Source organism: Streptomyces sp. NBC_00038 (assembly GCF_026343635.1).
GTDB lineage: Bacteria > Actinomycetota > Actinomycetes > Streptomycetales > Streptomycetaceae > Streptomyces.
This window is the reverse complement of the sequence record NZ_JAPELQ010000001.1, coordinates 3992886-4012533: the sequence shown is the minus strand read 5'-3', so window position 1 is coordinate 4012533 and position 19648 is coordinate 3992886. Positions and strand designations below refer to the sequence as shown.

The 19648-nt window shown below is 68.7% G+C and carries 16 protein-coding genes; 4 read left to right on the top strand and 12 right to left on the bottom strand.

The genetic code is table 11. From position 1 onward, the window contains the following. Positions 1-73: 73 nt before the first annotated feature. Complete coding sequence (locus OG219_RS18150) at positions 74-1315, bottom strand: helix-turn-helix domain-containing protein (RefSeq protein WP_266827845.1); 1242 nt, start codon at positions 1313-1315, stop codon at positions 74-76. 377 nt (positions 1316-1692) lie between these two features. Further along, entirely contained in the window at positions 1693-2160 is a 468-nt protein-coding gene (locus tag OG219_RS18145) for a hypothetical protein (protein ID WP_266827843.1), read from the bottom strand. A 324-nt stretch (positions 2161-2484) separates the two neighbouring features. Between OG219_RS18145 and OG219_RS18140 the strand changes: the two genes are divergently transcribed. Further along, positions 2485-3012 carry a universal stress protein gene (locus tag OG219_RS18140; RefSeq protein WP_266827841.1) on the top strand — a complete coding sequence of 176 codons (528 nt, stop codon included), beginning with the start codon at positions 2485-2487 and terminating at the stop codon, positions 3010-3012. Positions 3013-3208: 196 nt separating this feature from the next. After that, positions 3209-3778 carry a GPR1/FUN34/YaaH family transporter gene (locus tag OG219_RS18135; RefSeq protein ID WP_266827839.1) on the top strand — a complete coding sequence of 190 codons (570 nt, stop codon included), beginning with the start codon at positions 3209-3211 and terminating at the stop codon, positions 3776-3778. Between the two features lie 174 nt (positions 3779-3952). Here OG219_RS18135 and glmS read toward each other — a convergent pair whose 3' ends face one another. Beyond that, complete coding sequence (gene glmS, locus OG219_RS18130; protein WP_266827837.1) at positions 3953-5770, bottom strand: glutamine--fructose-6-phosphate transaminase (isomerizing); 1818 nt, start codon at positions 5768-5770, stop codon at positions 3953-3955. Positions 5771-5797: 27 nt separating this feature from the next. Continuing rightward, on the bottom strand, positions 5798-6055 hold the full coding sequence (locus OG219_RS18125) for a hypothetical protein (RefSeq protein ID WP_266461726.1): 258 nt from the start codon (positions 6053-6055) through the stop codon (positions 5798-5800). A 164-nt stretch (positions 6056-6219) separates the two neighbouring features. Here OG219_RS18125 and OG219_RS18120 point away from each other — a divergent pair, with 164 nt between their 5' ends. Beyond that, entirely contained in the window at positions 6220-7788 is a 1569-nt protein-coding gene (locus OG219_RS18120; protein ID WP_266836134.1) for a metallophosphoesterase family protein, read from the top strand. A 71-nt stretch (positions 7789-7859) separates the two neighbouring features. On the opposite strand, the gene OG219_RS18115 is transcribed toward OG219_RS18120, so the two are convergent. Beyond that, positions 7860-8720, bottom strand: coding sequence for a DUF4429 domain-containing protein (locus tag OG219_RS18115; RefSeq protein WP_266827835.1), 861 nt, complete (start codon positions 8718-8720; stop codon positions 7860-7862). A 62-nt stretch (positions 8721-8782) separates the two neighbouring features. On the opposite strand from OG219_RS18115, the gene OG219_RS18110 reads away from it, so the two are divergent. Next, complete coding sequence (locus OG219_RS18110; protein WP_266827833.1) at positions 8783-10369, top strand: beta-N-acetylhexosaminidase; 1587 nt, start codon at positions 8783-8785, stop codon at positions 10367-10369. 56 nt (positions 10370-10425) lie between these two features. On the opposite strand, the gene OG219_RS18105 is transcribed toward OG219_RS18110, so the two are convergent. The 7 genes from OG219_RS18105 to OG219_RS18075 all read right to left on the bottom strand — a co-directional run bounded on the left by OG219_RS18105 (position 10426) and on the right by OG219_RS18075 (position 19598). Next, positions 10426-12198 carry an IucA/IucC family siderophore biosynthesis protein gene (locus tag OG219_RS18105; protein ID WP_266827831.1) on the bottom strand — a complete coding sequence of 591 codons (1773 nt, stop codon included), beginning with the start codon at positions 12196-12198 and terminating at the stop codon, positions 10426-10428. Continuing rightward, positions 12195-12776 (bottom strand): GNAT family N-acetyltransferase, encoded by a 582-nt coding sequence (locus OG219_RS18100; protein WP_266827829.1) that lies wholly within the window; start codon positions 12774-12776, stop codon positions 12195-12197. Before OG219_RS18100 ends, OG219_RS18105 begins: the two co-directional genes overlap by 4 nt. Continuing rightward, positions 12773-14056 (bottom strand): lysine N(6)-hydroxylase/L-ornithine N(5)-oxygenase family protein, encoded by a 1284-nt coding sequence (locus tag OG219_RS18095; RefSeq protein WP_266827827.1) that lies wholly within the window; start codon positions 14054-14056, stop codon positions 12773-12775. The genes OG219_RS18100 and OG219_RS18095 overlap by 4 nt, the downstream gene beginning before the upstream one ends. Beyond that, complete coding sequence (desA, locus tag OG219_RS18090; protein WP_266827825.1) at positions 14040-15482, bottom strand: lysine decarboxylase DesA; 1443 nt, start codon at positions 15480-15482, stop codon at positions 14040-14042. Before desA ends, OG219_RS18095 begins: the two co-directional genes overlap by 17 nt. Before the next feature lie 159 nt (positions 15483-15641). Further along, a complete protein-coding gene (locus OG219_RS18085) occupies positions 15642-16496 on the bottom strand; it encodes a siderophore-interacting protein (RefSeq protein WP_266827823.1) in 855 nt (284 codons plus the stop codon). 56 nt (positions 16497-16552) lie between these two features. Then, complete coding sequence (locus OG219_RS18080; RefSeq protein WP_266827821.1) at positions 16553-17599, bottom strand: ABC transporter substrate-binding protein; 1047 nt, start codon at positions 17597-17599, stop codon at positions 16553-16555. Between the two features lie 223 nt (positions 17600-17822). After that, positions 17823-19598 carry a tannase/feruloyl esterase family alpha/beta hydrolase gene (locus OG219_RS18075; RefSeq protein WP_266827819.1) on the bottom strand — a complete coding sequence of 592 codons (1776 nt, stop codon included), beginning with the start codon at positions 19596-19598 and terminating at the stop codon, positions 17823-17825. Positions 19599-19648: the final 50 nt, after the last annotated feature.

The following is a 19648-nucleotide window of genomic DNA, read 5'->3' as shown; positions in this document are numbered from 1 at the left end:
GGACCCGAGGGCCCCCGCCCGGTGAGATCGGCGGGATTGGTGCGAATGACGCGAATGGCGCGACCCGCGGGAACTACGGAGCGCTGCGTTGCCCCGGCAGGCTCGGCCGCCCCGCCGCGTACAGCTCAGCGCCCGCCTTGCCCGGGTCCGTCGACATCGACGCGGACTGGCCGATGACGCCCGCGGCCGCCGTACGGCGGGTCTGCGGCGGGACCGGGCTCTCCTGGTGGATGGCCGGTGGTGGTCCCGCCGAACCCGCGGCGCCGTCCCCGTCCGAGGACGGCCGGTCGGCGGCCTGCGGACGACGGGCCCGGTACGCGGCCCGGTACGCGGCCGGCGACGAGCCGAGCTGGCGCCGGAAATGACCCCGCAGAGCGACCGGCGACCGGAAGCCGCAGCGGCCCGCGACCTCGTCGACCGAGTAGTCCGACGTCTCCAGAAGACGCTGCGCCTGGAGCACCCGCTGCGTGATCAGCCACTGCAGGGGAGCGCTCCCGGTGAGCGACCGGAAACGGCGGTCGAAGGTCCGCCGGCTCATGTACGCGCGAGCCGCCAGCGTCTCCACGTCGAACTGCTCGTGCAGATGCTCCAGCGCCCAGGCGACGACCTCCGCGAGGGGGTCGGCGCCGATCTCCTCTGGTAAAGACCTGTCGAGATAGCGCTCCTGACCGCCGCTGCGGCGCGGCGGGACCACCAGACGACGGGCCAGCGCGCCGGCCGCCTCGTTGCCGTGGTCCGTCCGCACGATGTGGAGGCACAGATCGATTCCGGCCGCCGTACCCGCCGATGTCAGTACGTCTCCGTCGTCCACGAAGAGTTCTCGTGGGTCGACGTGGACGGACGGGTAGCGCTTCGCCAGTGTCGGCGCGTACATCCAGTGGGTGGTCGCCGGACGGCCGTCCAGCAGACCCGCTGCGGCCAGTACGAAGGCGCCGGTGCACAGCCCGACTATGCGGGCGCCTTCCTCGTGCGCCCGGCGCAGTGCGTCGAGCGCCTCCTCCGGCGGCGGCGAGGTGATCGACCGCCAGGCGGGCACGACCACCGTGCCTGCCCGCGCGATCGCTTCCAGGCCATGTGGCGCCGTGAGTTCCAGGCCCCCTGTGGTCCGCAGCGGGCCTTCCTCGCCCGCACTCACCAAAAGGCGATAGCGCGGTACGCCGGCGTCCTGGCGGTCAATCCCGAACACCGACAGCGGTATGGAACTCTCGAAGATGGGGCCGCCGCTGAACAGCAGCACCGCGACGATCTCCTTGCGGCGTCGCCCGGAAAGTTTCCGGGCCGCGGCTTCCGGCGCGGCAGTGGAGTCGTGGCTCATACTGCTAAGCCCCCCTCGGTGGTCGCGGCTCCTCGGTTGTGTCGCTCCTGCACGTTTCCCCTCGGTCCTGCACGAGTCCCCCGCCGTAAGACGTCAAGATCGAATCTACTGTGTCCCGTGGCGCCAAGGTGACCAGTTCGGCACTCGGTGGAATGTCGACATGGCAACTTGGCGTGAAGCATTCGATCACGAAGCGTTGCACTCACAGGCCGTACAGGGAAGTGCGCCTCGTGGCAGTGGCCAATCCACGTAGGGTGCGCGAGCCCTCTGCGGCCCTTTCAGTGCAGGTCGAACGGGGGTTGGGGGGTCGTTCGACCAAGGAATGCGCCATACGCAGAAGTTGGCTGAAAAGAAGCGGGCGCGTGCGCGTAAACCGGTCAGTCGACCGGCCTGTTTCCTCCGCCGTGCCGACCGCCCCTGCGCGCCCCCACGCCACTCCTGCCGTGCGGGCCGCCCGCGCATTCCGCTTCGCGTGAGGCCGGCACCCCGTGCGAGCCCCAGTGCGGGCCCTCGTGCGGGCCCGGCACGCGGCGCGACGCCGGCACCCCTTGGGCTCCGCTCGCGCCGTGCCGTCCGCGGGCCGGAGCGCGCTCCTCGGCGAGCAGCCGCGCCGCACCCCGCTCGGACTGCCTCAGCAGCACCCGGCAGGCCGCGGTCACGGCCGCCAGGCCAAGGGCCGTACCGGCCGCGCCGGCGAGCGAGGTGCCGTACCAGACGAGGACCACGGGGACCAGGACGCAGCTGAAGGCCGCCCAGCGGACCACATCGCTCGCCGTGTCCGGGACGGGGGGTGCCGCGGTGTGCGCCCGGGGGGCGGGGCGGGACGCGGTCTCGGGTCCGGGCACGGTGTGCTCCCTCGTACGTACCTAGTACTCCATTGCTCCCCCTGGCGGCGGCTGAACGGTTCAACGCGTGTTCGACCGGCAGGTCACTGTGCGGCATGCCTGGGTGAACCCTGTGCAAACCGCCTGTACGGGGCAGCAACCATTGCGTTACGGGCGCCTCCTCATGCATGCTCCGATGAACGCCGCGTAGCGCACGCGGGATCTGGGCAGAGGAGGAGTGCCGCCGTACCCTTGGGGGTATGCGGTTGGGAAGATGATTCCCGGACACAGCTCTGCCGCACGTTGTCGTCGTCCCACCACGAGGATCCAAACGCCGAGATACCCATGGCCGGTCACGAATACTTCGATCCCGCGGACCGCCAGCGCCCGCTCGCCGATCCCACGGCGGCCGAGCCCCTGGCGGCGGAAGAACTCCGCCAGTCCTGCGATCCCGCCTTCAAGCACGGCGTCGTCGTCGGTTTCGACGGCTCGACGTCCAGCGAGCGTGCCCTCGCCTACGCGATCGGCATGGCCCACCGCTCCGGCTCCGGCCTGATCATCGTCCATGTCGCCAACCGGCTGCCCACCACCGTGTGGGCGGGCTGCGAGCCCCCGGTCTTCGTCGACGTGCCGGACCATCGCACCGAGGTGCTCGGACTCGAGCTCGCCTGCGCCGAGTATCTGGCCGAGGTCCCGTGGATCCTCGTCGAGCGCGGTGGCGACATCTGCCACGAACTCGAAGAGGTGGGGCGGGAGTACGAGGCGGACGCGATCGTCGTCGGCTCCACGCACGGCATCGTCGGGCGCATCTTCGGCTCGGTCGCGGGCCGGCTCGCCAAGCGCGCGAAGCGTCCTGTTGTCGTCATCCCCTGAGTGCCGGGCGAACCCTGTCGTTGCCGTTCCGTAACTCCTCGTTGTCCCAGGTGAGATGAGCCGTGGGCACGGTCAACTCCCTTTTGGCGCCGGGCAGAAAGCCGTGCAAATCTACTCGTGCGTAGATGTGTTTGTGCGCTTGTGAAGGGCATATATCGGTCACCGCACAACCGCACATGCACGAAGGGAGCCCGCCGTGGACAATGACGTCTCCGCGGGAAGCAACACCTCCATCCTCGGCCAACTCGCGCTCGGACTCACCCTGCTGGCGTTCGGCCTCGGTCACACCGAGGTCATCGACGGCGTGACGGCAGCCGACTCCATCTCCCTCGCCACCTATGTCGGTGGCGTCGCGCTCTTCGTCGCCGGACTGTTCGCCCTCCGCGACCATGACGCCCTCACCGGTACGGCGTTCTCCGCGCTCGGCGCGCTCTGGTTCACCTGGGGTGTCTCGGCCGACTCGGCCGTCTCCGCGAACGCGGCCGGCCTCTTCCTGCTGCTGTTCGCCCTCGTCGCGCTCAGCCTGACGCTCGGGGCGTCCGGCGCCTCCCAACTCACCCGTGGGGCATACGGGTTGCTCTTCGTGGCGATGCTGCTGCTCGCCATCGGGCAGTTCGGGGACTCCGAGGGGCTTGCCAAGGTCGGTGGCTGGTTCGCCGCGGCTGCGGGTGCCCTGGCCTGGTACGCGGCTACGGCTGCGTTGGCTCACTGGCCCACTGCACTGCCTGGACGCGCCTCCAGCCGGGGGGTGACGGCCACCGGCTGACGTCGGCGCGAGTCGGGGAACTGGGCGGCCCCGGCTCATCAAAGAACGGGTCCCTGTGTGCTGGTGGCACGCACGGGGACCCGTTCTTCGTGTGTTCTTCGGCTGCCAGGCCGTGGGGGTTGCTCGCGCAGTTCCCCGCGCCCCTGAAGGGGCGCTCCCCTGAACCGGGGTTTTCTACTCCACCGTTACCGACTTCGCCAGGTTCCTCGGCTTGTCGATGTCGCGGCCCAGTACCAATGCCGCGTGGTAGGCGAGGAGTTGGAGGGGGATGCCCATGAGGATCGGGTCGAGCTCGTCCTCGTTCTTCGGGACGACGATCGTCTGGTCGGCCTTCTCCAGTTCCCGGTGCGCCACCGCGAGGATCTTGCCGCTGCGGGCCTTGATCTCCTCCAGGGCGGCACGGTTCTTCTCGAAGAGGTCGTCGTCGGGGACGATCGCGACCGTCGGCAGGGAGGGCTCGATCAGCGCCAGCGGGCCGTGCTTCAGCTCGGAGGCCGGGTAGGCCTCGGCGTGGATGTAGGTGATCTCCTTGAGCTTCAGCGAGGCCTCACGGGCCACCGGGTAGCCGCGCACCCGGCCGATGAAGAGCATCGAGTGGGCCTGGGCGTACTCGGCGGCCAGCTTCTTGATCTCGTCCTCCCGCTCCAGGATCTCGGAGATCTGGGCGGGCAGCTTGCGCAGGCCCTCGATGATCCGCTTGCCGTCGCGCACCGACAGGTCGCGGGTGCGGCCCAGGTGCAGCGCGAGCAGCGCGAAGGCGACCGTGGTGTTGGTGAAGCACTTGGTGGAGACGACGCAGACCTCGGGGCCCGCGTGCACGTACATGCCGCCGTCGGCCTCGCGGGCGATGGCGCTGCCCACCACGTTCACCACGCCGAGGACCCGCGCGCCCTTGCGCTTCAGCTCCTGGACGGCGGCGAGGACGTCGTACGTCTCACCGGACTGGGAGACCGCGACGTACAGCGTGTCGGGGTCGACCACGGCGTTGCGGTAGCGGAACTCGGAGGCCGGCTCGGCGTCCGCGGGGATGCGGGCCAGCTCCTCGATCATCTGGGCGCCGATCATGCCCGCGTGGTACGAGGTGCCGCAGCCGAGGATCTTCACGCGGCGGATCTGGCGCGCCTCGCGGGCGTCCAGGTTCAGGCCGCCGAGGTGCACGGTGGAGAAGCGGTCGTCGATGCGGCCGCGCAGCACGCGATCCACCGCCTCGGCCTGCTCGTGGATCTCCTTGTGCATGTACGTGTCGTGGCCGCCCATGTCGTACGAGGCGGCCTCCCACTCGACGGTGGTCGGCTCGGACGTCGTACGGGTGCCCTCGGTGGTGTACGTGCGGAAGTCGTCGGCCTTGAGGGTGGCCATCTCGCCGTCGTCCAGGGTCACTATCTGGCGCGTGTGGGTGACCAGGGCGGCGATGTCCGAGGCGACGAACATCTCCTTCTCGCCGATGCCGAGGACGACCGGGGAGCCGTTGCGGGCCACCACGATGCGTTCGGGGAAGTCGGCGTGCAGGACCGCGATGCCGTACGTGCCCTCGATCACGCGCAGCGCGTCGCGGACCTTGTCCTCCAGCTTCTCCTGCTGGGAGCGGGCGATGAGGTGCGTGAGGACCTCGGTGTCGGTCTCGGAGAGGAACTCGACGCCGTCGGCTTCGAGCTTCTTCCGCAGGTCGGAGGCGTTGTCGATGATGCCGTTGTGGACGACGGCGACCTTGTTGTCGCCCGACATGTGCGGGTGGGCGTTCACGTCGGAGGGGGCGCCGTGGGTGGCCCAGCGGGTGTGGGCGATACCGGTGGTGCCGGCGAAGCGCTTGGGGACCTTGGCCTCCAGGTCGCGGACCCGGCCCTTGGCCTTGACCATCTTCAGGCCGGAGGACTTGGGAGTCGTCACGACGATGCCCGCCGAGTCGTAGCCGCGGTACTCCAGTCGCTGGAGGCCCTCAAGGAGGAGGGGGGCGACGTCACGCCTGCCGATGTATCCGACGATTCCGCACATAGATGACGTTTCCTAGCCGTAGATGATCTAGCCGTACACGATGCGGCGCAGCTGCCTGAGCGTGAGCTCCGGCGGCGCGACCGCGCGGTATTTCAGGTCCGCTTCGATCCGTTCGAAGATCGACGCGTTCACCAGGCCCTGTGCCTGGAGCTCGCGGTGGCGGCGACGGACGTACTCCTCGGTCGTCTCGTCGAAGTAGGCGAGCACGTCCTGGACCACACGCAGCGCCTCGCCCCGGTTGAGGGGCGAGGACCGCGTCAGATGATCAACAAGTTCGTCGTGCACCCGTTGATCCTGAGGTAAAGCGCTGGCAATCGCAAGAATCCTGCCCGATATCGGGCAACAGGCTGTTGAAACTCTTATGGGACCCTGTTCGGGGCCTGTTCATGCTGTGTCCCGCGTAACGATGGCTGCCAGGGGCACCTTTTTCAGCCATGGACACTCCTCGCATGGGCGTACCGGAGAAGCTCGCCGGACGCATGAGCATGGCCGAGCAGCACGAATACCTCCGCACCAAGTTCTCGCGGCGCATGATGATCAGAGGCGGCGCCGTGACCCTGGGCGCCGTCGCGGGCGGCGCCTTCGTGCCGGGCGCGACCGCACAGGCCGCCGTTCCGACGCAGGGCACCGGCACCAGCTCCGAGAAGGTGGACGGCGCGCTCGTCGCCCCCTTCGGCCGCCACCTCGCCTACGGCACCGACCCGAAGACCGAGATGACGGTCTCCTGGCAGGTCCCGGCCGCCGTCAGCAAGCCGTACATCCGCATCGGCGCCCACCCCTGGGACCTCTCCCGCAAGATCGGGGCCGAGGTGCGCAGCCTCTACACCCCGGCCGGCGTCGGCGCGAGCGGCGACCACACGCAGTACTACGTGCACGCGCAGCTCACGCACCTGCGCCCCGGCCGGACGTACTACTACGGCGTCGGCCACGACGGCTTCGATCCGGCGTCCGCGCACCTCGCGGGCACCCTCGGCACCTTCACGACCGCCCCCTCGAAGTCCGAGCCGTTCACCTTCACGGCCTTCGGTGACCAGGGCGTCAGCTACCACGGGCTCGCCAACGACGCCCTGATCCTCGGCCAGAACCCGGCCTTCCACCTGCACGCGGGCGACATCGCGTACGCCGACCCGACCGGCGCGGGCAAGAGCGACGACGCCAGCTTCGACTCGCGCACCTGGGACCAGTTCCTCGCGCAGACCGAGTCCGTCGCCAAGTCGGTGCCGTGGATGGTGTCGTACGGCAACCACGACATGGAGGCCTGGTACTCGCCCAACGGCTACGGCGGCGAAGAGGCCCGCTGGCAGCTCCCGGCGAACGGGCCCGACAAGAAGAACCTCCCCGGCGTGTACTCCTTCACGCACGGCAACACGGCGATCATCTCGCTGGACGCCAACGACATCTCCTTCGAGATCCCGGCCAACCTCGGCATCTCCGGCGGCACCCAGACCAAGTGGCTGGAGGCCCAGCTCAAGAAGTACCGGGCCGCCGACGCCATCGACTTCATCGTGATCTTCTTCCACCACTGCGCGTACTGCACCTCGACCTCGCACGCCTCCGAGGGCGGCGTACGGCAGGAGTGGGTGCCGCTCTTCGAGAAGTACACCGTCGACCTGGTGATCAACGGCCACAACCACGTCTACGAGCGCACCGACGTCATCAAGGCCGACACCGTCGCCAAGGAGCTCCCGATCGGCGGCACCGCCTACCCGGAGACCGACGGCGTCGTGTACGTCACCGCGGGCGCGGCCGGCCGCAGCCTGTACGCCTTCAGCGCGGACGAGTCCTACGAGGGCCACGTGAAGGACAACGAGTCCGTAGCCTCCTTCGTCGTCCAGAAGGGCAACGTCCACGAGGCCGAGACGGTCGCCTGGTCGCGCGTGCGCTACCTCAACTACTCCTTCCTGCGCGTGGATGTGACTCCGGCGCCGAAGGGCCACCTGGCCAAGCTGAAGGTACGGGGCATCGCAGAGACGGGCGAAGAGGTGGACGCGTTCACGGTGGCACGCCGGGTCAGCTAGACGGGCCTTCTTTTAGGGGCGCGGGGAACTGCGCGACCAGCCACACACGGCCCGCAGACGGCAGGCGGCTCTCACATCCTCTTGAGGACCGCCTGCTTGGCCATGGCGAACTCGTCGTCCGTAAGAACCCCCGACTTGTGCAGTTCACCAAGCTCCCGCAGCCTGCGCAACAGGGCGTCATGGTCGGCCTCGGCGACGGGGGCCGGCTCCTTCACCGGCTCCGGGGGAGAAACCGCAGGGTGAGGCAACCGCACCTGCACAGCCGCCGCGACCAGCGCCATCAGCGGATCCTTCTTGAACCCCCACAGCTCAACGGAGTTGGGGTCGTACTTGGGCGGAGCCTTCGTCCCCGCACCGCGCACGCTGAACCGCAGGCACCCGTTCTCCAGGCCGGCCGACGGATGCCACTCGACGCCGGTGATGTCCCCCAGGGCCAGCGACCGGACCCCGGCGGCAGCCTTCGCGTCCTCCGTCTTCCAGTTCCACTCCAGCCGTACGTGTTCGCCGTCGAAGCTCGCGGTGCCGTCCCCGGCGGAGACGGACAGCGGCAGGGCGGGGCCGGGCAGCAGATACCCGTCGACTGGTCCTGACGGCACTTCGTCCAGAAGCAGCGCGTTGCGGACCTCGTCCACGAGGTACTCGGCGACGCCGTAGCGGTCGGACTCGACGGTGAGCTGGTAGGGGTCGTTCGGTTCCGCGAGCTTGCCGCCGGTCGCCTGGAGCAGCGGGTCGGCGCCGTCGCGCAGTCTGAGCCTCAGCCGCCCGGTCTTCTTGCCCTGTTCGAAGGAAATCCCCGCCAACGCGCCGAGCGGGACGGTCAGTTCACCCAAGGTCTTGCGGAGCAGGCTGACGTTCTTGTCGCGCCCGGGTGTCAGGCGCAGGGCGTCACCGTCGAAGATCCAGGTGCCGTCCTTCTGGATGATTTCCGCCATGAGGGGGATTGTTTCACCGGCTGTACGGGAGAGTGGTCTATACCCATTCGAAGGGAGCGCATGTGAGACAGCACAGAACGCCCCGTCTGCTCAGCACGCTGCTGCTCGTGGCGGCCGCCTCCATCTCCGTCGCCGGCGCGGCACCCCCCGCGGCCGACCGGGCTGTCACCCCGCTCGGCCAGGTGGTTCCGGCGCCCGCCTCGGTCGACGCGGGCGGATCCGCGTACCGGATCACCGGCGACACCCGCATCCGTGTCGACGGCTCGGGCGAGGCCCGCAAGGTCGGCGAGTACCTCGCGGACGTCCTGCGGCCCTCCACCGGCTACCGCCTGCCGGTCACGTCCTCGCACGGCGGCGGAATCCAACTGCGTATCGGCGCGAAGGACTTGGGCGCCGAGGGCTACCGCCTGGACAGCGGCAGGTCCGGCATCACCATCACCGCAGCCAAGCCGGCCGGCCTCTTCCACGGCGTGCAGACCCTGCGCCAGCTGCTCCCGGCCTCCGTCGAGAAGAACTCCGTGCAGCCCGGTCCCTGGCTCGTCGCGGGCGGCACCATCGAGGACAGTCCCCGCTACGGCTATCGGGGCGCGATGCTCGACGTCTCCCGGCACTTCTTCACCGTTGACCAAGTGAAGCGCTACATCGACGAGTTGGCGCTCTACAAGGTCAACAAACTGCACCTGCACCTCTCCGACGACCAGGGCTGGCGCATCGCGATCGACTCCTGGCCGCGGCTCACGACGTACGGCGGCTCGACGCAGGTCGGCGGCGGACAGGGCGGCTACTACACGAAGGCGCAGTACAAGGACATCGTCCGGTACGCGTCCTCGCGCTATCTGGAGGTCGTCCCCGAGATCGACATGCCGGGGCACACGAACGCCGCGCTCGCCTCGTACGCGGAACTGAACTGCGACGGGGTCGCGCCGCCGCTCTACACCGGCACGGACGTCGGGTTCAGCTCGCTGTGCGTGTCGAAGGACATCACGTACGACTTCGTGGACGACGTGATCCGCGAGCTGGCCGCGATCACTCCCGGCAAGTACCTGCACATCGGCGGGGACGAGGCCCACTCCACGCCGCACGCCGACTATGTGGCCTTCATGGACCGGGTGCAGCCGATCGTCGCCAAGTACGGCAAGACGGTGGTCGGTTGGCACCAGCTGACCGGGGCGACTCCGGCGAAGGGTGCGCTGGCCCAGTACTGGGGGCTCGACGACACCAGCGCGGCGGAGAAGGAGCAGGTGGCGAAGGCCGCGCAGGGCGGGACGGGTCTTGTGCTGTCGCCGGCCGACCGGGTCTACCTGGACATGAAGTACACCGCGGACACCCCGCTCGGGCAGGACTGGGCGGGCCTCGTGGAGGTGCAACGGTCCTACGACTGGGATCCGGGCAACTACCTTCCCGGAGCGCCGGGTTCGGCGATCAAGGGCGTCGAGGCGCCGCTGTGGACCGAGACGATCGTGACCTCGGCGGACATCGACTACATGGCGTTCCCGCGGCTGCCCGGGGTGGCCGAGCTCGGCTGGTCGCCCGCGGCCACGCACGACTGGGACGCGTACAAGGTGCGGCTCGCGGCGCAGGCGCCGCGCTGGGACGCGCTGGGGATCGGCTACTACAAGTCGCCCCAAGTCCCCTGGCCGACCGCATAGTTGCGGATAGAGAGGTGGGGCTCAGGAGGACCGTCTCCTGAGCCCCACCCCCGGCTTCAGAGACCCGCGATCGGGTTCTTCAGGTTGCCGACGAGCTGGAGCGCTCCGGACGGGTCGGCGAGGTCCACCATCTGCTTGTTGTTGCGCAGCTGCAGACGGTTGAGGCAGGACAGGGCGAACTCCGGCGCGAACATGTCGTACTGCCGGAACTTGTCGGCGAGTTCGGGCGTCGCGTCCTGGTAGGCGCGGACGGACTCGGCGACCGTCCGCCAGAACAGGTCCTCGTCGAGGATGCCCTCGGCGTCGAGGTCGGAGGCGAGGAAGCGGAAGAAGCAGTCGAAGACGTCCGTGAAGATCGACAGGAGCTTCTTGTCCTCGGGGACCTCGACACGGATCCGCTCGACGGCCGGCGGCAGAACGGCCTGCGGGTCCAGGACGGCGATCTCCTCGGCGATGTCCTTGTAGATCGCGCGCTGCACGACGCCGTCCTTGAGGACCAGGATGACGTTCTCGCCGTGCGGCATGTACACCAGGTCGTAGGCGTAGAAGCTGTGCAGCAGCGGGGTGAAGTAGGCGCGCAGATAGCGGCGCAGCCACTCGACGGGGTTCAGCCCCGACCGCTCGATCAGCGCACCCGCGAAGGACCTGCCTTCGTGGTCGACATGGGCGAGCGAGGCCATCGTGGCCAGGGTCTCGCCCTCCTGGAGTGCGGGCACCGGGCTCTCCCGCCACAGGGCGGCGAGCATTTTGCGGTACGGGGAGTAGCGGTCCGTGGCGGCCTCGTACTCCAGGTGGCGGTAGCCGACGGCGGCGCGCTCGCGGATGACCGACAGACCGGTCGACTTCAACACCGGGTCGTTCTCGACGAGTTGGGCCAGCCAGTCGTTGATCGCCGGGGTCGCTTCCATGTACGCGGCCGAAAGTCCGCGCATGAAGCCCATGTTGAGGACCGAGAGCGCCGTTTTGACGTAGTGCTTCTCGGGGTGGGACTTGTTGAAGAACGTCCGGATCGACTGCTGGGCCAGGTACTCGTCGTCGCCCTCGCCGAGGCAGACGAGGCGCTGCTGTGCCACCTCGGCCGCGAAGGTCACCGAGAGCTTGTTCCACCACTGCCAGGGGTGGACGGGGATGAGGAGGTAGTCGTCGGCGTCGAGGCCCTGCTCGGTGAGGGTCTTGGCGAACCGCTCGACGGTCTCCGTGCCCAACTCCTCGCGCAGGAACGACTCGTACTCGATGCCGACCCCCGCGGTGAACGCGGCGCGTGAGCGGTGCGCGGCCAGCCACACCAGCCGGACCGGGCTCGCGGTCTCGGGGGCGTACGACAGGTACTCGTGGACCCCGAAGCCGAGCCGCCCGTTGTTGGCGACGAAGCAGGGGTGGCCCTCGGTCATGCCGGTCTCGATGTCCTGGAAGCCGCTTTTCACGAGCTCGGCGACCGGGATCTGCGGCTTGGTGAGTTTGAAGCAGGTGCCCGAGAGGGTGGAGGAGATCTCCTCCAGGTAGACGGGCAGGACTTCGTCGCTCAGGCCCAGCGTCTTCTTCAGCTCGATGAAAAAGTCCAGGGCGGCGAGCGGGAGTTCGGTTCCGTCGCGGTGCCGGGTGATCGACTCGGCGTCGACCTGCCAGTGGTCGAGTGCGCGGAGGCGGGCGGTGAAGCGGTAGCGGGTCAGTCCGTCGTCGCTGCGGACGGCATACTGGTCCTTGCCCTGCGCCTCCGGGGTGATCAGCCGCTCGTGGGCGAACTCGGCGAGCGCCTTGCGGACGAGCAGGCGGTTGGCGCGGTCCCAGCGCTCGGGGGAGAGGTGGGCCACGGCGTCGGACAGGGTCATATCGCCAAACTCCGTACTTCTCGTGTCGCGGCGTCGAACTGTTCACGGGTGCAGAAGCTGAGCAGCGCGCGCTTCTCGGGCTTGTCGATCTCGCGCTCGGGGACGAAGCCGACCACTTCGTTGAGCGCGTGCACCGCCTTGTTGGTCACATCGGGTTCGACCACGACCCGCCGGGTCGCCGGGTCGGCGAACAGCTCCGCCATCACGGTGGTGATCACGGCCCGGGTGAAGCCGTGCACGGGGGTGTCCGTCGGCGCGACCAGGAAGTGCATGCCGACATCGCCGGGCTCGGGTTCGTACAGGCCGACCAGCTCGATGTACCGGGGGTCGTACTTCTCCATCAGGAACGCGGGTTCGCCGTCGCGCAGCCCGAGGTACGCGTGGTGGTGCTCGGAGGCCGCGATGGCCATGTACTCCCGCTCCACGTCCTGCAGTTTCGCGTTCTGCATCATCCAGAAGGCGGCCTTGGGGTGGGTCACCCAGCCGTGCAGCAGCTCGGCGTCCTTGAGGGGGTCGAGGGCGCGGATGGTGAAGGCACCGATGTCGGTGGTGGCGGTCATGCGGCTCGTACGGCTCATACGGCGAACTCCTGGAACGCGATGGTCTTCTCGACCGGGTAGTACTCGGTGCCCAGCAGCTCGCGGATGATGTACGCGTTGCGGTACGCGCCCATGCCGAGGTCCGGCGACGTGATCGAGTGCGTGTGGACACCGGCGTTCTGGAGGAAGACGCCGCGGCCCGTGGTGTCGATGGCGTAGTTGCGGGCCACGTCGAAGTTGCCGCGCGAGTCGTAGCGCAGGCGTTCGTGGACCGGCTTGAGGAACTCGGGCTCGGCGTACTTGTAGCCGGTGGCGAGGATCAGGCCCTGGGAGCTCAGCTCGTACTCCTTGCCCTGCTCCTCCTGGCGCAGGCCGAGGGTGTACGTCCCGTCCCGGTAGGTCGCCGTGTCGAGCGAGGAGTTGGTGAGCAGACGGGTGGGGACCGGACCGCCGACCTTCTTCTGGTAGAGCAGGTCGAAGATCGAGTCGATCAGCTCGCCGTCGATGCCCTTGAACAGGCCCTTCTGCTCCGTCTGGAGGCGGTAGCGGGTCGGCTCGGGCAGCGCGTGGAAGTAGTCGATGTACTCCGGGGAGGTCATCTCCAGCGTGAGCTTGGTGTATTCGAGCGGGAAGAAGCGCGGCGAGCGCGTGACCCAGTTCAGCTGGTAGCCGTGGACGTCGATCTCGCTCAGCAGGTCGTAGTAGATCTCGGCGGCGGACTGGCCGCTGCCGACGAGCGTGATCGACTCCTTTTGCTGCAGCTCCTGCTTGTGGTGCACATAGCGGGAGTTGTGGATGAAGTCGCCGCCGAGTCCGGCGCAGGCCTCGGGGATGTACGGCGGGGTGCCCGTGCCGAGGACCAGATGCCGGGCGCGGAACACCTCACCGGCGTCCGTGCGCACGACGTACACCTCGGCACCCTCGTCGTACGTCACCTCGGTGACCGTCGTGCTGAAGCGGACGCTGGAGAGTTTGGAGGCGGCCCAGCGGCAGTAGTCGTCGTACTCGACCCGGAGGGGGTAGAAGTTCTCGCGGATGTAGAACGAGTACAGACGGCCGGACTCTTTGAGGTAGTTGAGGAAGGAGTACGGGGACGTCGGGTCGGCCAGTGTGACCAGGTCCGACATGAACGGGGTCTGGAGGTGTGCGCCCTCCAGGAACATCCCGGAGTGCCACTCGAAGTGGGGCTTGGAGTCGAGGAAGACGCCGTCCAGTTCGACGATCGGCTCGGTGAGGCAGGCGAGGCCGAGGTTGAAGGGGCCGAGACCGATCCCGACGAAGTCGTACGTCTTGGCGGGGGATTCAGGAAGCGCGGTCAAGGGATTCTCCCAGGTACTGCTCGGCGTGGCCGGCGATCAGATCGAGCACGGCGGTGATGTCGTCCGTCGTGGTTTCGGGATTGAGCAGGGTGAACTTCAGGTAGTGACGGCCGCCGACCTTCGTACCCGCGACGACGGCGTCACCGGAGGCGAACAGGGCCTTGCGGGCGTACAGGTTGGCGCGGTCGATCTCGGAGGGATCGGTGACGGCGGCCGGGATGTAGCGGAAGACGAGGGTGGAGAGCGAGGGCTCGACGACCACGTCGAAGCGCGGGTCGGCGGCGAGGAGCTTCCAGCCCTCGGCTGCCAGGTCGCAGACCTCGTCGAAGAGTTCGCCGATGCCGTCGGCGCCCATCACGCGCAGCGTCATCCACAGCTTGAGCGCGTCGAAGCGGCGGGTGGTCTGCAGGGACTTGTCCACCTGGTTGGGGATACGTTCCTGCACCATGCGGCGCGGGTTGAGGTACTCGGCGTGGTAGGTGGCGTGGCGCAGTGTGGCGGCGTCCCGGACGAGGATGGCGGACGAACTCACCGGCTGGAAGAAGGACTTGTGGTAGTCGACGGTGACCGAGTCGGCGCGCTCGATGCCGTCGATGCGGTCCCGGTTCTTCAGGGAGGTGAGCAGTCCGCAGCCGTACGCGGCGTCGACGTGCATCCAGGCGCCGAACTGGGAGCACAGCTCGGCGATTTCGGGCAGCGGGTCGATGGAGCCGAAGTCGGTGGTGCCGGCGGTCGCGACGACGGCCATGGGGACGAGGCCGGCGCTCTTGCAGCGTTCCAGCTCGTGGGCGAGCGCTACCGTCTGCATGCGCTTGTCGTTCCCGACGGGGATCGAGACGACGGAGTCCGCGTTGAGGCCGAGGAGTTTGGCCGACTTCTTCACACTGAAGTGGCTGGCCTCGGAGGCGAAGATGCGCAGTTTGGCGAGGCTGTCGGACTTGGCTTCCTCGCGGGCGAGCAGCAGCGCCTGGAGGTTGGACTGCGAACCGCCGGAGGTGAACACGCCGTCGGCGGCCGGGCCGAGGCCGATCCGCTCGTTCGTCCAGTCGATGAGCTTGCGCTCGATGAGCGTGCCGCCGGCCGACTGGTCCCAGGTGTCCAGGGAGGAGTTGACGGCCGAGAGGACCGCCTCGCCGACCACGGCCGGGATGACGACCGGGCAGTTGAGGTGCGCGAGGTAGCGCGGGTGGTGGAAGTAGATCGCGTCCCGGAGGTAGACCTCTTCGAGTTCGTCGAGGGCCGCGGTGGTGTCGTGCAGCGGGCGGTCCAGGTCGATCCGCTCGATACGGGGAGCGAGGGCGTCGACCGTGACACCCGTGAACGGACGGTCTGTGGTGGCGAGTTTGGCCGCCACCCGCTCTATGCCTTCGGTCGCGGAGCGGCGGTACCGCTCCGCGGTCGTGTCGTTGAGCAGGTGCGAGCGCATGTGGGGGTCCTCCGTGCGGGGAGCGTCCGGGCGGGACATGAGTGAGGGCGGAATCGCGCGTTCAACTTAGGTTAGCCTAACCTAAGTCGACTGTGCGACCCCGCCCCAGTGACGTCTTCCTGTCCCACAAGTGACGAACGCCTCGTCCAGGAGCGCGGGTTACTCCTGCTCGCGGAGTTGCTCCTCGGTCAGCCCGCGCCGCCAGTAGCCGACGAAGGTGATCCGCCTGCGGTCGATCTCGCGCTCGCGCACGAGATGGCGGCGCAACTCCTTCACCTGGCCGGACTCGCCCGCGATCCATACGTACGGCCGCTCGGTGGGCGGGAGTTGAGCGGCCCGCACTGCGTCGACGGCCATGGGGGAGCCGTCGTCGCGCACGAGCCAGGTGATGTCCGCGTCGGCCGCGATCACCAGGTCCTGGATGTCCTCGGTGTGCTCGACCTCCAGCCAGGCCCGCGCGCGGGTGCCGGCCGGGAGTGATTCGAGGATGGCGGAGGCGGCGGGCAGCGCGGTCTCGTCCGCCCAGATGACGACCAGGTCGGCGTCGGCGGGCGGGCGGAAACGGATCGCCCCGTTGTCGGCGACCGCCGGGCCGAGCAGGACGGCACGGTCGCCGGCCCGGGCGCGCGACGCCCACTGTGAGGCAGGGCCCGCCGGGGTGGCTGACCCGGGCTCCGTACCGTGCAGCACGAAGTCGATGTCGATCTCGGTGGTCAGCCCCTGCGCGTCACGGCGCAGAGTCCGCAGCGTGTACGAGCGCATGACGGCCCGTACGTCCTCGGGTATGTCGAGCCACGCCTGCCGCCAGCCGTAGCCGTACTCCATCGGCAGGACGGGCTCCTCCTGCCCCGGCCGCGGCAGGAACAGGGACAGGCTCTGGTCACAGCCGTCCGAGGCGAACGCGTGCAGGTCGGGGCCCGTGAAGGTCACCCGGACCAGAGACGGGCCGAGCCGCCTCGTCCGTACGACCTGGAGGGCGAAGATACGGTACGTGGCGGCTGCGGCCGTCGTCATCAGTGCTCCTGAGTCTTCGTCAGGGGGCTTGCGTGGGTTGCCTGGAGCCGGATGGGTCAGGCGACCTTCTTGGCGTTCTCGATGGCCTCGGCGAGGTTGTCGAGAAGCGGGGTGCACTTGGCGTAGGAGATGATCGGCTCGGGGGAGCGGGCGATGACCTGGCCGGCCTTGACGGCGGGCAGCTTCTTCCAGGTGGCCTCGGTGATGTCGGCCGGCTGGATGGTCGCGCTGCGGTCGTCCATGATGATGATGTCGGCCGGGTACTTGTCGACGTTCTCCCAGCTCAGGTTCTCGAACCAACCGCCGCTGGCCTTCAGCGCGCTGGCCGAGGGCTCGACGATGTTCACGCCGAGCGCCTTGAAGTACTCCAGGTCGATGGAGAGGTTCGAGCCGGAGACGTAGAAGATGTCCTGGCTCGCGGAGCCGGCGAGAACCTTGATCTCGGGGCGGGCCTTGGCCGCCGCCCGGAGCCGCTCGGCGGCCGTCTCGAACTTCTTCTTCGCCTCGACGACCTTGGCGGCCTGCACATTGGCGCCGAGCGACTCGGCGAGTGCGTACATGCGCTCCAGCGACACGGGCATCTGGCGGTCGTAGACGGAGATGCCGACGCTCGGGGCGAGCTTGAGGATCTTGTCCTTGGACTCCTCGGGGACGTACCAGAGGGTGCCCGCGTCGTCGAACAGCGTGGAGATCAGCACGTCGGGGGTCAGAGCCGCGTACTTCTCGATGTTGAACTGGCCCCACTCGTTGCCGAGTACCGTCAGCTTGCTGACGTCCATGTCGCCGGCCTGGACGTCGGCCTTGCCGTCCGCGGTCGTGGTCGGGCCGAAGACGCCCTTGACCTCGATGCCGTAGTCGTAGAGCGCGGCGGCCACACCGGTGAAGGCGACTATGTTCGCCGGGGTCTTGTCCAGCTTCACCGTGGTGCCGCGGTCGTCCTTGAACGTCCAGGGACCGGACGTGACGGCCTTCGTCTCTTCCGCCGAGCCACTGCTGGTCGAGTCGTCGTCGCCGCAGGCGGCGAGAACGGCGCCGAGGCCGAGGGCGCCGCCGGCGGCGAGGATGCCGCGACGGGTGACGTGGGTGGCACGGGCGTTGGACATGTGTGTGGCTGCTTTCGGCACGGGGCGGGAGCGCCCGCCTGACAAGTTCGAAGGTAGGTTAGCCTAACCTCAGCAGTTGTCCAGAGGTGGGTCCCATCAGCCGGAATGCCCGCAGTGCGTACGACGGTCCGCGGTCCACGCGTACGACGGCGCCGCGGCCCACGGCAGAGGCCGGGAGCCGCGACGCCTGACGTCACTGGCTGAATCCGATCACCTCGGGCGATCAGACCTTGCCCTTGCTGACCACCCACTTGCCGTCGACCCAGTTGCCGACCGTCTCGTAGCCGGAGCGGAAGGAACCGAGCCAGTTCAGCCTGAGGCCGGCCTCGGCGGTGGACTTGACCGGGGTGTAGCTGCCGGCCTCGTCGGCCGGGCCGCCGGTGGTGTTCTCGGCGATGTACGGGAACGGGTAGACCGGACGGGTGGCGGTCGTGTTCCCGCTGCTGTCAACGGACTTGGTCGTCAGGCTGCTCGGGGCATCGCCCTCGGTGATCCAGTCGACCATGGCGGTCAGCGCGTCGAAGGTGTTCGGGCCCTGGCCGCCGCCGCAGTGGGCGACCCCGGGGAGCAGGAACAGCCGGGCGAAGCTCTCGGTCGCCGCGGCGCCGCCCATGACCTTCTGCACGGCCTTGTAGTACGCCATGGTGCCGACGGCCGGGATGTGCTGATCGCCCAGACCGTGCCAGAGGATCAGCTTGCCGCCGGCCGCCTTGAACGCCTTCAGGTCCGGGTCGGTGGCGTCGTACATGCCCTCGCCCAGCGCCATGACCTTCTTGTAGTAGGCCGCCGTGAACTTGACGTCCTGGTAAGTCAGCGTCGGCTGCGGGCTGTTGAAGATCTGGTACCGGAGGGTCTCGCGGACGAAGCTGATGTCACCGGAGGCGCCGGTGGCCGTGGCCGGGGTGATGATCCCGGCCCAGTTCAGCTCGGAGCCGCGCAACTGGTAACCCGGGTACAGCAGTTCACCGTTCTCGTCGGTCGGTCCCGCGTAGATCCGGCGCAGGGTGGTGACCTGGTCGGCGGTCAGGCAGTAGTCGGCGGACGTGGAGGTCTGTCCGGCCGTGCACTTGATGGTGGCCGGGTCCCAAGTGCAGCTCAGGGGGTCGGCGATGATGCCGTCGGCGGGTGCGCCGCAGCCCTTGAGCACGGCCTCGTGCAGCGCCGCGAGGTCGGCGTTGGTGATCGTCGCCGGGCCGCCGCCCAGGTACACGGACTGGGCGGTCCAGGCGTGCGAGAAGGTGTTCAGCGCCGTGAAGTTGTTGGCCGGGGCGCCGGCGATGATGCCGTCGAAGTCGGTCGGGTAGCGCTGAGCCTCCGTCAGCGCCTGGTGGCCGCCCTGCGAGCAGCCGTCGAAGTACGAGTGGGTGGCCGCCTGTCCGTAGTACGTCTTGATGAGCACCTTGGCCGCCTGGGCGAGCAGGTGGTCGGACTTGTAGCCGAAGTCGGCGCGCAGGGTGGGGTCGGTGGAGAACAGTCCGCCGCCCTGCGAGTGACCCTCGTCGCTGGAGGCGACGGCGAATGCGCCGCTGGTCAGCGGGACGCAACCGGCCGAGGCGGGCGCGCTGTTCACGTTCACGCTGCCGCAGAGGCCGCCGCAGCCGACCTGGAGGTAGTTGGCCTGCCAGCCCGACTGCGGAAGGCGCAGCTCGAAGTGGATCTGCGGGGCGATCACGCCCTTCACCACGCAGGCCGCCCAGTTGCCGAGCGTGTTGCTGCCGGCGGCCAGCTCCGTCGCCGAGGTGATCTCGAAGGGCACGTCGGGGACGGCGGCGGCCAGGTCCTGCGAGGCGATGCCGGCACAGGACATGGCCGGCGCTATACCGGAGGCGGTGCTGCTCGCTGTGGTGGCGTCGACCGAGGTGGAGGCAGAGGCCTGCGTGCTGCCGGTCGCGCCGTTGGCGAGCGCCATGCTCCCGCCGGTCACCAGCGCGAGGCCTGCGGCGAGAGTGGCCATGAAGGTCGCTGATTTCCACCGGTGCCATCTGAACAGCGTGGGCATGCGCGGTCTCCGTTCGATCGTCGGCTCGGGATGCGGGCAGGCCGGACGCC

Coding starts and splice junctions, on each gene's coding strand:
- OG219_RS18105 (WP_266827831.1), bottom strand. CDS start 12,198: ATGACCCTGTCCGACGCCGTGGCCCACCTCTCCCCCGAGCGCTGGGAC.
- OG219_RS18150 (WP_266827845.1), bottom strand. CDS start 1,315: ATGAGCCACGACTCCACTGCCGCGCCGGAAGCCGCGGCCCGGAAACTT.
- OG219_RS18080 (WP_266827821.1), bottom strand. CDS start 17,599: ATGTCCAACGCCCGTGCCACCCACGTCACCCGTCGCGGCATCCTCGCC.
- OG219_RS18140 (WP_266827841.1), top strand. CDS start 2,485: ATGGCCGGTCACGAATACTTCGATCCCGCGGACCGCCAGCGCCCGCTC.
- OG219_RS18100 (WP_266827829.1), bottom strand. CDS start 12,776: ATGAGCCGTACGAGCCGCATGACCGCCACCACCGACATCGGTGCCTTC.
- OG219_RS18115 (WP_266827835.1), bottom strand. CDS start 8,720: ATGGCGGAAATCATCCAGAAGGACGGCACCTGGATCTTCGACGGTGAC.
- OG219_RS18075 (WP_266827819.1), bottom strand. CDS start 19,598: ATGCCCACGCTGTTCAGATGGCACCGGTGGAAATCAGCGACCTTCATG.
- OG219_RS18085 (WP_266827823.1), bottom strand. CDS start 16,496: ATGACGACGGCCGCAGCCGCCACGTACCGTATCTTCGCCCTCCAGGTC.
- OG219_RS18120 (WP_266836134.1), top strand. CDS start 6,220: ATGGGCGTACCGGAGAAGCTCGCCGGACGCATGAGCATGGCCGAGCAG.
- desA (WP_266827825.1), bottom strand. CDS start 15,482: ATGCGCTCGCACCTGCTCAACGACACGACCGCGGAGCGGTACCGCCGC.
- glmS (WP_266827837.1), bottom strand. CDS start 5,770: ATGTGCGGAATCGTCGGATACATCGGCAGGCGTGACGTCGCCCCCCTC.